Genomic DNA, 12,570 nt, shown 5'->3' with positions numbered 1-12,570 from the left:
GCGGCCCTCCCGAACCACGTAGTGCAGGTCCGGACCCGCGGGGGTTCGGACCTGCACTACGTGGCGCTGTATCAGCTCTCGGCCGGAGCCTGCTCCCGGGCCTGGGCGAGCTTGGCTTCGTGGTCCTCCTTGAACTTGCGCAGGAATTCCACCGTCCACAGCGGAACCGAGGGTGCCAGGATCGTAAGGATCAGTAGCACACCGGCCAGTGGCAGGGCCCAGACGAAGACCACGTGGATGGAATCCGCGAAAGCCTGCGAGAAGGCGGAGTGGACCGCCGGCGACAGGGTCGAGCTGGAGGTCATGGCCTGGCGGACGAGGCGGTCGGGCGACGCGCCGGGAGCCAGGGCCCCGGCGGAAGAGGTTGCCAAGCGGTCGGAGAGCTGACGCACCAGGATCGTACTGAACAGGGCGGTTCCCACCGCCCCTCCCATGGATCGGCAGAACATGGCGGTGGAGGACGCCACGCCGAGGTCCTGGGGTTCGGCGGAGTTCTGCATGACGAGTACCAGAAGCTGAATCTGGAATCCGATGCCGGCGCCCAGGACGAACATCTCCGCGGCCATCTGCCAGTCCGGTGTGGAGCCGTCAAGCTGGGTCAGCGCCGCGAAGCCGACCAGGGTCAACGACGCGCCGATGATCGGGAAGGGCCGGTAGTGGCCGGTAGCGGTGACACGGCGGCCCACCAGGGTCATCGTGATGCACACCCCGAGCATGAGCGGGGTCAGGGCCAGGCCGGAGGTGGCCGCGCTCATCCCGCGCACCGCCTGGAAGAACTGGGGCAGGAACACCACCGCGCCGAGCAGCAGCATGCCCAGCACCAGAGAGGCGGGGACGGCGAATCGGAAGGCCGGCGCGCGAAACAGGTGCGGGGGCAGGACGGGGTTGGGGGCCCGGTGCTCCCACCACACGAACACCGCGATCAACACGGCGCCGATCACCAGGAGTCCGGCGATCTGGGCCGATCCCCAGGCGTAGTCCCTGCCGCCCCAGACGGTGACCAGCATGACGCAGGTGACTGCCGAGACCAGCAGAGCAGATCCCAGGAAGTCGATCGCCCCGCGGACCGGAGTGTGTTCGGCGGTGAAGTACCGGATGATCAGCAGGAGCCCGATCAGTCCGATCGGAATGTTGATGTAGAACACCCATCGCCAGTTGAGGTAGTCGGTGAACACCCCGCCCAGGAGGGGGCCTCCCACGCTGCCGATGGCGAAGACGGTACCGGTGTAGCTGAGGGCTTTGCCCCGCTCGTGGAGCGGCACCAGGCCGGCGATGGCCGCACTGCCCAGTGTCAGCAGCCCTCCCCCGCCGAGTCCCTGGATCACACGAAGTGTCACCAGCGACCCGACGTTGGGAGCCAGTCCACAGAGGGCGGAGGCCGTGATGAAGATGCCCAACGCAATGAGAACCATTCGGCGCCGACCGTAGATGTCACTCAGCTTCCCGTAGAGCGGTGCCGAGGCCGTCGTGGTGAGGAGATAGGCGCTGACCACCCAGGTCACCGATCCCAGGCTGCCCAGATCAGTGGCCACCGACGGCAGAGCCGTCGCGACGATTGTCTGGTCCAGCGTGCTCAGCAGCATGCCGATGGCCAGACCGACGATGGCCAGGTTGGTCCGTCGGCGCTCCAATGCCGGTGCTACGGGGGGAGCTTGGGCTTTGTCAGACATGGCAACCACCCGGAGGAATCGTGAGAGAGACGCCCATACGTCCGGCGCCCGTCGGATCAGCGAACTCCTTAATACTACACATGCATAGTAGATAGCGGGATCGCCAGGAGCCCGAGAACTGCCGCCCTTCGCCCGCACCCGGCGACGACTGCGGCTACAACGCGCGGCTGCACTGCATGAATTCGCGCCAACGGTGGGTCTCGGACGGCGGTGGGGGCTCGACGATCCGCACAGCCTCCTCGGTGATGCGCGTCTCCACGATGGTGAACGACCGGAACTCGACCGGCCCCTCCCCGCTCCCGCACTCGGCCGTGGAGACCACGACATAGTGGGCTCCTGGCTCCGACGCGTAGGAGACATCGGTGCGTGAGGGGTAAGCACCCGTGGCAGTGTGCGAGTGGTAGATGATGACGGGGTCTTCACCCCGCTCGTCCAACTCCCTGTACAGCCCCAGGAGATCAACGGAGTCGAATTCGTAGAACGTGGGCGAGCGTGCGGCGTTCACCATGGGAATGAAGCGCTCGGGGCGGTCACTGCCGGCCGGCCCGGCTACGATTCCGCAGGCTTCATCGGGATGGTCGGTGCGACAGTGGGCGACGATTGCGTCGTAGACGTCCTGCGCGAGGGTCAGCATGCCGGTCAGGATAGGAACAGAGTCCGGGCCGCGGGAGCATCCCTGGCCCAAGAGCCAGCCCACCCGCCGCATCATTGGACCCCGTTCGGACACGCCGAAGAGGCACACCGCGCGGCGCCCGACGCCCCGGGTGGCCGGATCGCCGACAGCGGGCACAACAACCGGCCCTCTTGTGAACGGATACGGGCAGGGGGTATACCTGGCGACGCAACCGATACCCCCATTGGGTATTGGTGAACGCTGACCTCCAGGAGGAACTCATGTCGTCCTGCTGCTCTCCCGACGGCAACTGCTCCAGCGGCGGAAACGGCGAGTCACTCGCGGGCGACAGCCACCTGACCGTCTATCACGTCGCCGGGATGACCTGCGACCACTGCAAAGCCTCGGTCACCAAGGCCATTCACACCGTGAACAACGTTCTGGCGGTCGAGGTCGACGTGGCCTCCGGACATGTCACCGTCACCACAGGCGGCGCTCCCGACGACACTCTCATAGCCAAGGTCGTCGACGACGCGGGCTATGAGCTCATCGGTCGGGTCTGACGCGGCATCCCCGGCCTGCCGCCCGGCCCGAGGAGCAGCCATGAACGCGACGGTATCCAGTTCCACGGTCGAACTCACGATTGGCGGCTTGGCCTGCGCCGCGTGCGCCGCCCGTGTGGAGAAGAAGCTCAACCGGATGAACGGGGTGGACGCGGCCGTCAGTTACGCGACGGAGAGGGCGAAGATCACCGTCCATGGTGACGTCTCCGTCGCCGACCTGATCGCCACCGTGGGGGCGGTGGGACACTCCGCCGCTTCGTCGACCTGCGCGTCAACGGACGGGGATTCCACGGGTCATGCCTCACCCTGCCCGCTGCGCGCCTTGCGCAAGCGACTGATCACCTCGATGGTGCTGACGATCCTTGCGGCAGCTCTGGCAGTGACGCCTGGCTGGCAGTTCGGGTCGTCCCAGTGGCTGTCGCTCATTCTGGCAACGCCTGTCGTCAGTTACGCGGCCTGGCCGATCCACAAAGCCGCGTGGACCAATCTGCGTCATGGTGCGGCCACCATGGACACGCTCATTTCGGTCGGCGTCACGGCCATGTTCACCTGGTCCTTGTGGACACTGTGTTCTGGCCCGGCGGGCGCCGCTGACCTCCCTCAGGGGTTTCCCCGGGCCCTCGCACGTAGCGGCGACATCGGGGCCACGTGCCCTGAGGCCGCAGCCGCAGTGATCACCTTGGTACTGTCCGCGCGGTACTTCGAAGCGTGCTCCAAACGCAGAGCCGGCACAGCGCTACGGACGGTCCGCGAACTTGGCGCCACCGAGGTCACTGTGCTGCGCGGAGGCGTGCCCGAGAGAGCCCGCGTCGAGGATCTCGTCGTCGGGGACACCTTCCGTGTCAGGCCAAGCGAGAAGATCGCGACAGACGGGCAGGTCGTCGAGGGTCATTCTGCGGTGGATGCCTCCTTGCTGACAGGTGAATCCGCTCCCGTCGAGGTGTCGGAGGGGGACGCGGTCGCAGGAGCAACCGTCAACGCTGGAAGCCCCCTGGTCATCCGGGCCCTGCGTGTCGGCGCCGACACGCAACTGGCCCGGACGGCACGGTTGATGGAATTGGCACAAGTCGGCAAAGTCACCGTCCAGCGATTCTCCGACAGAGCCTCCGCACTCTTCGTGCCGGTCGTCTTCGTCCTGGCCATCGTCACCTTGGGCCTTCAACTCGGCATGGGCGCCAAGCTGGAGACCGCCCTCGCCGCTGCTATCACCGTGCTCATCGCGGCCGGCCCCTGCGCACTGGGGCTGGCCGCTCCAACCGCACTGCTGGCGGGAACAGGTCGTGGCGCCCAACTGGGCATCCTCATCGATGGACCAGAAATACTCGAAGCCACGCGGGCGATCGACACCGTCGTCCTGAACAAGACCGACGTCATCACCACCGGGCGGATGGCGGTCATCAGGATTCACCTCGCCATCGGCCAGGACGAGAATCAGCTGCTCCGGCTCTCCGGGGCGGTCGAAAGCGCCTCACCCCATCCCATCGGCCGGGCAGTGGCGGCAGCCGCCACCCGGAGGATCGGTACTCTGCCGACGCCCGAGGACTTCGGGGAGGTCCCCGGCCTGGGCGTGCAGGGCATCGTCGAAGGGCAGGCCATCGTGATCGGCCGGCCGCAGCTGCTCCACGCGTGGGCGGTGGATCTTCCCCTGAAACTCAGGCTTGCCCAAGCCGCAGCCGAGTCCGAAGGACACACGGCCGTGGCCGTGGCGTGGGGTGGCCGGGCGCGCGCGATCGTGGTGATGGCCGACACGATCAAACCTAACAGCACCGAGGCCATCGCCCGGCTGCGCGCCCTGGGGCTCGCTCCGATCCTGCTGACGGGCGACAGCCAAGGTGTTGCCGAAGCGGTGGCAGCGGCCGTGGGTATCGATGAAGTCATCGCAGAAGCACCGCCGCAGGCCAAGGTCGATGTGATCAGGAGACTGCAGGGACGAGGCCATCGCGTTGCCGTGATCGGCGACGGCATCGGGGACTCCGAGGCCTTTGCGCAGGCTGACCTCGGTCTGGTCATGACCTCCTTCAGCAGCGCAGCTGTTGAGGTCGGCGACCTGACGCTGCTGCACGGCGACCTACGAGCGGCCGCGGACGCCATCGGTCTGTCCCGCCGCATCCTGACCACGATCAAGGGCAACCTGCTCTGGGCCTTCGCCTACAACCTCGCCGTCCTCCCGCTTGCCGCTACGGGCTTCCTCAATCCGCTGATCGCCGCGGCTGCCATGGCGCTCTCCTCAGCGCTCGTCGTCGGAAACAGTCTGCGTCTGCGGCGGTTCCGTGCGAACCGCCGCAGTCAGCCGCCGGGGGTGTCAGGACAACTCCGCCGCAGCACGACCGGTTAAACGTCGCATCTATGCTGAAATGCTGGCATGACCCGTCACTTGGAGCGCGTCCTACCGGCACCGCCCGACAAGCCCGTCCCTCCGGCAGCCGAGGCCGACGCCTTCCGTACCTTCGCGCGGGAGCTCGCCGCCGGGACCATGCCCTGGACCGGCGACACAGCGAACTTCATCGGCAGCCTGTTCGACGATCTGGCGGAGAAGTGGGACGCCGAGCAGTCCTCCGGGCGTAGCGAACCCGTGACGGATGCACTGCAACGTTGCGGGCACCTTCCCCGCGGAGTCTGCCTGGAACTGGGGTCCGGAACGGGCACCTACACTCCGACCCTCCGCCACGCCTTCACCACCGTCATCAGCGTCGATCTCTCCCAACGGATGCTGCAGCAGGCCCGCGATCGTTCCCCTGTACGTATCCGCGCCGATGCCTCACGCCTTCCGCTCCCCGATGGGAGCGTGTGCGCTGTCGTGGCTGTCGACATGTTGCTGTTCCCTCAGGAGACCGCCCGCGTCCTGCGGCCGGACGGGGTACTGCTCTGGATCAATCAACTCGGATCGCAGGGGCCCCTGCACCTGCCGGCCGACGACGTCGCCCGTGCGCTGCCCGGCACCTGGCAAGCCGTCGAGGCCGATGCCGGCTGGGGCACTTGGGCCGCGCTGCGCCGCGCGTGACCGACCCGCCGGCCTTGCGCAACCCGATCGCCGGCCTGGTACCGCTGCGACGCACTCGGCCTCGCCCGGCGCGGAATGAACAGTCCGCACCTAGCGAGGCCGAGTGAATTGAGCAGATGCCCATGACTGGAGCCGCAGCGCTCAGGCAGTGGCGGGCGTTTCGGCCTGTTCGCTGCTCTGCGATGCACTTGCCGCAGGGGCGCTGCGCAGGGTGAGCAATGAGGCGAGCGCGCCTGCGGCGGCGAGGGCCGCCGCACCGAGGAATGCGGCGGAGAACCCGTTGGTCAGAGCGGTGGGGTTGTCGAGTTGCCGGGCACCGTGGGAGGCGGCCAGTGCAGTCATGGCGGCGAGGCCGAGTGCGGAGCCGACCTGGTAGCTGGTGTTGACGATGCCCGCGGCCAACCCGCCTTCCTCGGGGCGGGCGCTGGACAGCGCGGTACCCAGGGAGGGGATGAACGCCAGTGACATGCCGACCGCCGCCAGCAGGGAAGCCGGCAGGACATCGACCCAGAAGGTGCCGTCCGCGCGGGCGAAGGACAACCAGACCATGCCTGCGGCCAGCGTGAAGAGCCCAGCGACGATCAACGGCTTCGGGCCGAAGCGGGCGATCAGTCGCGGGGCAAGGACGATCATCATGATCATGATGGCGACGGTCATGGGCAGGAGCGCCGAGCCGGAGGCGAACGCACCCAGCCCGAGGACCTGCTGGAGGTAGAGGTTCAGGAAGAACCACATGGGGATCCAGGCGGCGGCCATCAGCAGCTGTGCGATGTTGGCGCCGGCCAGATTGGGGGCACGCCAGATGGCCAGGCGCATCAGCGGCTCCTGCCGCTTGAACTGGATGGCGATGAACGCGGCAATCAGTGCCACCCCGGCCAGCAGTACCAGCCAGGTCTGGGCGGATCCCCAACCGGTTTCGGGGGCGCGGACGATGGCATAGACATCGGTGGCCAGGCCGGCCGTGACCGTGACGGCGCCCGTGAGGTCGACGGAACCTCGACGGGCGGGCGCCGCGGGCATAACGGCCGGTGTGATGGCCAGAACTGCCAGAGCGATGGGGATGTTGATGTAGAACACCCAGGGCCAGCTGGCGTATTGGGTGATGACACCGCCGAGGAAGACTCCGGCAGTGCCGCCCGCCGGGGCAGCCGCACCATAGAGGGCGAAGGCCTTGGTCAGCTCCGCAGGGCGGGAGCCGAACAGCATCATCAGCAGGGTGAGGGCGGACGGCGCGATCAGCGCGGCGCCGATTCCCTGCAGAGCGCGTCCGGACAACTCGACCCAGACCTGCCCGGCCAGGCCTGCGGCCAAGGATCCGAGGGCCAGGACGATCCATCCGACGGTGAAGAGCCGCTTGGCGCCGAAGAGGTCCGAGAGTCGGCCGCCGAGCAGCAGAAGGCCGCCGAAGGCCACGACGTAGGCATTGAACACCCACGACAGGTTCTCCTGCGAGAAGCCCAGGTCACCCTGCATTTTGGGGAGGGCCACGCCAATGATCGAGGTGTCCATGATCACCATGAATTGAGCCAGGGCGATCAGTGCGAGCGCCGTCCAGCGGCGCGGATGAGCGGCGGTTGGGGTGGACATGGAAGGTTCTCCAATACCGGAGGGGGGTATGCTTGGGAGCGTCAACATACCCCCTAGGGGTATTTGAGACCACCCCCTCGACAAAAGAAGCCCAAGCATCGGCAGGATCCCGCCAGGGCGGCCGGGCAGCACTCCACGGCATTCCCTCGCGATCAACCGCGACCGAAGCACCGGGCACCCCCGGGAACCACCCGACCGCCCTTGCCCCGAAGTCCGGCAGGACACCCGCGACGTCTTGACTTGATACCCCCTAGGGGTATGTTGATCCTCCAACCCCGGTGCGGCCCGGGGCCATCGGAAGGACAGAGATGAACAACATCAACAAGGTCGGGGCCTTCGCAGCGGGTCTGGCGGTGACGTTCGGGGCCTCGTTCGGCATTGGTCACGCAATCGGCCCCGTCGGTTCCCAGCCCACGGCCTCGCACTCCGACCACGGCGCCGCCGCGGGCACCGACGGGAATCAACAACCCGCGGACACAGCGCCAGGTGGGCTGCAGGTGTCCGAACGCGGCTACACCCTCGTGCCGTCGGCCGAGCCGATCGCGGTGGGCGCTCCTCGTGATTTCCGCTTTCGTATCACCGGCCCCGACGGCAAGGCGGTCACCCGGTACACCTCGTCGCATGAGAAGGATCTGCACCTCATCGTCGCCCGACGTGACCTGTCCGGGTTCCAGCACCTTCATCCCCGGCTCAGCCCTGACGGCACGTGGAGTGTGCCGCTGGCCTTCGATGCGGCCGGCACGTACCGCGTCTTCGCCGACTTCGTTCCGTCCGGCAGCGCTGGTCTGACGCTCGGCGCGGACCTCTTCGTCGCCGGTGATTACCGGCCCTCCCCGCTCCCCGCGCCGGCCCGGACGGCGACCGTCGACGGCTACACCGTCACCCTTGCCGGTGACCTGACCGCAGGGAAGGCCGGCATGCTCACCCTTTCCGTGGCCAAGGACAACCGCCCGGTCACGGATCTGCAGCCCTATCTCGGCGCCTACGGACACCTCGTCGCCCTGCGCCAGGGAGACCTGGCCTACCTTCACGTACACCCCGAAGGCGCTCCCGGCGATGGCACCACCCCGGCCGGTCCCGGCATCTCCTTCCACGCTGTAGCTCCCAGCGTCGGCACCTACCGCCTCTACTTGGACTTCCGTCACGGCGGAACAGTTCACACCGCGCAGTTCACCGTCATCGCCGGTGCCTCGAACGCTGCTGCGCCGTCAGCTCCGGAGCACAGCGACCACTCCCACTGATCTGCCCTTCCCACATCCGTACATCAAGCCGGAAACCACGGCCCCGTCCGGGTGGCGTCCCGAGGAGTATTTGATGAGTACAAGCACTGGGCAGGCCGCACCTCTTCGGGCGGACCACGTCGTGTTGCTCATCGGCGGTATGACGTGCGCCTCGTGCGCCGCCCGCATCGAGAAGAAGCTCAACAGGATGGACGGGGTCACGGCCACCGTCAACTACGCGACGGAGACGGCCCAGGTCACTTTCGACGCCTCCGGGGAAGTGAACGTGGCGGACCTGATCAGTACGGTGGAGCAGACCGGGTACACCGCCGCGGTACCGGCTCCGACCGAAGGCGTCAGCCAAGATCCTCACACCACGTCGGACGTTCTGACATCGTTGCGCCAAAGGCTGGTCACCGCGATCGCACTCGCCGTCCCGGTGATCGCCATGGCCATGGTGCCGGCCTGGCAGTTCACGAACTGGCAGTGGCTGTCTCTCACTCTCTCCGCGCCCGTCGTCAGCTATGCGGCCTGGCCCTTCCACAAGGCCGCATGGACCAATCTGCGCCACGGCGCCGCCACTATGGACACTCTCGTCTCCGTCGGCACGCTGGCTGCATTCGCCTGGTCCGTCTGGGCACTGTTCTTCGGGACTGCAGGCACCCCCGGCATGACGCACTCTTTCGAACTGACCATCTCCAGAAGCGACGGCAGCGCCAACCTCTACCTGGAAGCCGCAGCCGGTGTCACCGCGTTCATTCTGGCCGGACGCTACTTCGAGGCCCGGTCCAAGCGGAGCGCCGGCGCTGCTTTGAAGGCTCTGTTGGAGATCGGAGCGAAGGAGGTCAGTGTGCTGCGGGACGGTCGCGAGACCCGCATCCCGGTCGCTGACCTCGTCGTCGGCGATGCCTTCGTCGTGCGACCTGGTGAGAAGATCGCCACTGACGGAATGGTCGAACAGGGCAGCTCCGCCGTGGACGCGAGCATGCTCACCGGGGAGTCCATCCCTGTCGAGGTCACGGTCGGCGACCCGGTCACCGGAGCAACCGTGAACATCGGTGGACGCCTCGTGGTGCGTACCACCCGAGTCGGCACGGACACCCAACTGTCCCGAATGGCACGCTTGGTGGAGGAGGCCCAGAACGGCAAGGCCGCGGCTCAGCGCCTGGCCGACAAGATCTCCGCGATCTTCGTGCCGGTGGTCATCACCTTGGCGCTGGCCACTCTCGGTTTCTGGCTCGGTTCCGGCTCGGGATGGACCGCCGCGTTCACCGCTGCGGTCGCCGTTCTGATCATCGCCTGCCCGTGCGCCCTGGGGCTGGCGACTCCCACCGCCCTGATGGTGGGTACCGGCCGGGGCGCCCAACTGGGTGTCCTCATCAAGGGCCCCGAAGTCCTGGAGAACACCCGCAGGGTCGACACCATCGTTCTCGACAAGACCGGCACCGTCACCACCGGCGCGGTGAGCCTGCTGGGTATCCACCTGACCGAAGGGCAGGACGAGGCCGAGGTCCTTCGGCTGGCCGGCGCGCTTGAACACGCCTCGGAACACCCCATCGCGCAGGCCGTGGCTGCGGGAGCGATCGCCAAATTCGGCGCGCTTCCCGTACCGGAGGACTTCTCCAACATTCCCGGCCTGGGCGTTCAGGGAGTCGTCGACGGGCATGCCGTCCTCGTGGGGCGCGAAAGGCTCTTGCGCGAGTGGGCCACCGATGTACCGGAGTCGCTCCGGCAGGCCAAGATATCCGCCGACGGCACCGGACGCACGGCCATCTTCGTCGCCTGGGACGGCGAGGCGCGCGCGGTCCTCGAGGTGGCCGATGCGGTGAAGCCCACCAGCGCGCAAGCCATTGCGGAGCTACGCCTCCTGGGTTTGTCCCCCATCCTCCTCACCGGCGACAACCAGGCCATCGCCGCATCGGTCGCCGGCGAGGTGGGCATCGCCGCTTCCGACGTCATCGCCGAGGTCATGCCTGAGGACAAGGTCGAGGTCATCAAGAAGCTGCAGGCCGAGGGCTGCATCGTGGCCATGGTCGGCGACGGGGTCAATGACGCCGCTGCTCTGGCCCAGGCCGACCTGGGACTCGCCATGGGCACCGGCACCGACGCCGCCATCGAAGCAGCCGATCTGACGTTGGTACGCGGCGATCTGCTGGCCGCCGTCGATGCGATCCGACTGGCGCGCAGAACTCTGGGCACGATCAAGACCAACCTCTTCTGGGCCTTCGGCTACAACGTCGCGGCCCTTCCGCTGGCAGCCGCCGGCCTGCTGAACCCGATGATCGCTGGGGCTGCCATGACCTTCTCATCCGTGTTCGTGGTCGGGAACAGCCTGCGTCTGCGCAACTTCCGCACCGCTGCCTGACGGGCCCCGGTCACCCTCGCCGGGTATCGCCGAGGCACGCCCAGGTGGGACGCTACCCCGGAGGGGTACACCAAAGACACGCACAGCGGACGAATGAAGGCGGGTCATGGCCGGCTACAGCACCAGCAAGGACGACATCCTCAAGCGACTCCGCCGCATCGAAGGCCAGATTCGCGGACTCCAGCGCATGGTTGACGAAGACACCTACTGCATCGACGTCCTGACGCAGGTCTCCGCCGCCAACCGTGCCCTGCAGTCAGTAGCGGTGGCCTTGGTCGATGAACACCTCAAGTGCTGTGTCACCGAGGCGATCAACGCGGGTGGGGACGAAGCCCGCGCCAAGGTCGAGGAGGCCTCCGCCGCCATTGCCCGGCTCGTACGTTCCTGAACGCAACTACGACAAACCTCCGCCCGGGCGAACCGCCGGGAGGTGCTGCACCGACCCTCTGAAGAGCCGGTGGCCGAGCATAGGGCAACGTTGCCCAACCGGTCCGATGGGCCTATGCGACGCGATGGTGGGTGAGGGCGGCGTGGGGGTCTTCCTCCCCGGTACGAGTGGGATCGGGGTGGATCAGAGCGGCCGTCAGGCGGGGAACGGCGTGCAACAGGGCATGTTCGGCGTCGACTGCGACCTGGTGGGCCGACCACAGGTTGAGAGAGCCGTCGATGACGATGGTGGCCTCAGCGCGTAGCTGGTGTCCGATCCATCGCATCCGTAGCTCGCCGACTTCTCGGACACCTGGCACCTGCCGCAGCGCGGCCTCGGCGGTTTCGACCAGGGCGGGGTCGACGGCGTCCATGAGGCGGCGGAGGACTTCCTTGGCCGCGTCCTTGAGGACGATCAGGATCGCGGCGGTGATGAGCAGCCCGACGATCGGGTCGGCGAGCCGCCAGCCGATCGCCGCACCTGCTGCGCCGAGCAGGACGGCAAGGGAGGTGAAGCCGTCGGTGCGGGCGTGCAGACCGTCAGCGACGAGAGCGGCGGAGCCGATCTTGCGGCCGGTTCGGATGCGGTAGCGGGCGACCCATTCGTTGCCGATGAAGCCGACGACCGCGGCGGCCGCGACCCAGGGCAGGTGGGTGATCTGCTGTGGGTTCAGGAGCCGGTCGATGGCGGTGCAGGCGGCCAGGGCGGAGGAGGCGGCGATGGTCAGCAGGATGGCGATACCGGCCAGGTCCTCGGCGCGGCCGAAGCCGTAGGTGAAGCGGCGGGTCGCCGCCCTGCGACCGAGGATGAACGCGATGCCCAGCGGCACGGCGGTCAGGGCGTCGGCGCCGTTGTGGATCGTGTCGCCGAGCAGCGCCACTGATCCGGACAGCGCGAACACCAGGGCCTGGAGCACGGTGGTGACGCCGAGCACGATCAGCGAGGTCCACAACGTCCGCATGCCTTCGGCGGACGACTCCATCGCCGTGTCGACCTTGTCCGCCGCCTCATGGGTGTGCGGTGCGACCACATGCGCGAGACGGTGCTTGATCCGCGACCACCGGCCCGAACCGCGATCCCCGTGGGCGCGCCCTGATCCATCAGTGTCCCCGTGGCCATGTTGG

10 protein-coding genes are annotated in these 12,570 nt (G+C 67.6%); 6 read left to right on the top strand and 4 right to left on the bottom strand.

Annotation, left to right across the window (positions count from 1 at the left end; genetic code table 11):
- Positions 1-71: 71 nt before the first annotated feature.
- Both C8250_RS34750 and C8250_RS34745 read right to left on the bottom strand, forming a co-directional pair.
- Positions 72-1,670, bottom strand: coding sequence for an MDR family MFS transporter (locus tag C8250_RS34750; protein WP_138357727.1), 1,599 nt, complete (start codon positions 1,668-1,670; stop codon positions 72-74).
- A gap of 154 nt (positions 1,671-1,824) precedes the next feature.
- Positions 1,825-2,304 (bottom strand): M67 family metallopeptidase, encoded by a 480-nt coding sequence (locus C8250_RS34745; protein WP_138357726.1) that lies wholly within the window; start codon positions 2,302-2,304, stop codon positions 1,825-1,827.
- A gap of 233 nt (positions 2,305-2,537) precedes the next feature.
- On the opposite strand from C8250_RS34745, the gene C8250_RS34740 reads away from it, so the two are divergent.
- The 3 genes from C8250_RS34740 to C8250_RS34730 are packed head-to-tail and all read left to right on the top strand — an operon-like array spanning position 2,538 to position 5,847.
- A complete protein-coding gene (locus C8250_RS34740; RefSeq protein ID WP_331284115.1) occupies positions 2,538-2,846 on the top strand; it encodes a heavy-metal-associated domain-containing protein in 309 nt (102 codons plus the stop codon).
- 40 nt (positions 2,847-2,886) lie between these two features.
- Positions 2,887-5,181, top strand: a complete 2,295-nt coding sequence (locus C8250_RS34735) for a heavy metal translocating P-type ATPase (RefSeq protein ID WP_138357725.1) — start codon at positions 2,887-2,889, stop codon at positions 5,179-5,181.
- A 27-nt stretch (positions 5,182-5,208) separates the two neighbouring features.
- Positions 5,209-5,847, top strand: coding sequence for a class I SAM-dependent methyltransferase (locus C8250_RS34730; RefSeq protein WP_244809552.1), 639 nt, complete (start codon positions 5,209-5,211; stop codon positions 5,845-5,847).
- Between the two features lie 141 nt (positions 5,848-5,988).
- Here the strand turns inward: C8250_RS34730 and C8250_RS34725 are convergent, their stop codons facing one another.
- Positions 5,989-7,434 carry an MFS transporter gene (locus tag C8250_RS34725; protein ID WP_138357724.1) on the bottom strand — a complete coding sequence of 482 codons (1,446 nt, stop codon included), beginning with the start codon at positions 7,432-7,434 and terminating at the stop codon, positions 5,989-5,991.
- 308 nt (positions 7,435-7,742) lie between these two features.
- Between C8250_RS34725 and C8250_RS34720 the strand changes: the two genes are divergently transcribed.
- From C8250_RS34720 to C8250_RS34710, 3 genes are all read left to right on the top strand, one after another.
- Entirely contained in the window at positions 7,743-8,675 is a 933-nt protein-coding gene (locus tag C8250_RS34720) for a hypothetical protein (RefSeq protein ID WP_138357723.1), read from the top strand.
- Positions 8,676-8,748: 73 nt separating this feature from the next.
- Positions 8,749-11,019, top strand: coding sequence for a heavy metal translocating P-type ATPase (locus C8250_RS34715; protein WP_138357722.1), 2,271 nt, complete (start codon positions 8,749-8,751; stop codon positions 11,017-11,019).
- Positions 11,020-11,125: 106 nt separating this feature from the next.
- Entirely contained in the window at positions 11,126-11,407 is a 282-nt protein-coding gene (locus C8250_RS34710; protein WP_138357721.1) for a metal-sensitive transcriptional regulator, read from the top strand.
- A 112-nt stretch (positions 11,408-11,519) separates the two neighbouring features.
- Here the strand turns inward: C8250_RS34710 and C8250_RS34705 are convergent, their stop codons facing one another.
- The gene (locus C8250_RS34705; protein ID WP_244809900.1) at positions 11,520-12,497 is read right to left on the bottom strand and encodes a cation diffusion facilitator family transporter; all 978 of its coding nucleotides are present in this window, start codon (positions 12,495-12,497) and stop codon (positions 11,520-11,522) included.
- Between the last annotated feature and the right edge of the window lie 73 nt (positions 12,498-12,570).

Source organism: Streptomyces sp. So13.3 (genome assembly GCF_005860785.2).
GTDB classification, from domain to species: domain Bacteria; phylum Actinomycetota; class Actinomycetes; order Streptomycetales; family Streptomycetaceae; genus Actinacidiphila; species Actinacidiphila fildesensis.
Note: the sequence above shows the minus strand (reverse complement) of the source record. Positions and strands in the feature narration are given on the sequence as shown.

Excerpts from the sequence above, each read along its gene's own strand:
- C8250_RS34720 (WP_138357723.1), top strand. The coding sequence starts at position 7,743 with ATGAACAACATCAACAAGGTCGGGGCCTTCGCAGCGGGTCTGGCGGTG.
- C8250_RS34730 (WP_244809552.1), top strand. The coding sequence starts at position 5,209 with ATGACCCGTCACTTGGAGCGCGTCCTACCGGCACCGCCCGACAAGCCC.
- C8250_RS34745 (WP_138357726.1), bottom strand. The coding sequence starts at position 2,304 with ATGCTGACCCTCGCGCAGGACGTCTACGACGCAATCGTCGCCCACTGT.
- C8250_RS34725 (WP_138357724.1), bottom strand. The coding sequence starts at position 7,434 with ATGTCCACCCCAACCGCCGCTCATCCGCGCCGCTGGACGGCGCTCGCA.
- C8250_RS34715 (WP_138357722.1), top strand. The coding sequence starts at position 8,749 with ATGAGTACAAGCACTGGGCAGGCCGCACCTCTTCGGGCGGACCACGTC.
- C8250_RS34710 (WP_138357721.1), top strand. The coding sequence starts at position 11,126 with ATGGCCGGCTACAGCACCAGCAAGGACGACATCCTCAAGCGACTCCGC.
- C8250_RS34750 (WP_138357727.1), bottom strand. The coding sequence starts at position 1,670 with ATGTCTGACAAAGCCCAAGCTCCCCCCGTAGCACCGGCATTGGAGCGC.
- C8250_RS34735 (WP_138357725.1), top strand. The coding sequence starts at position 2,887 with ATGAACGCGACGGTATCCAGTTCCACGGTCGAACTCACGATTGGCGGC.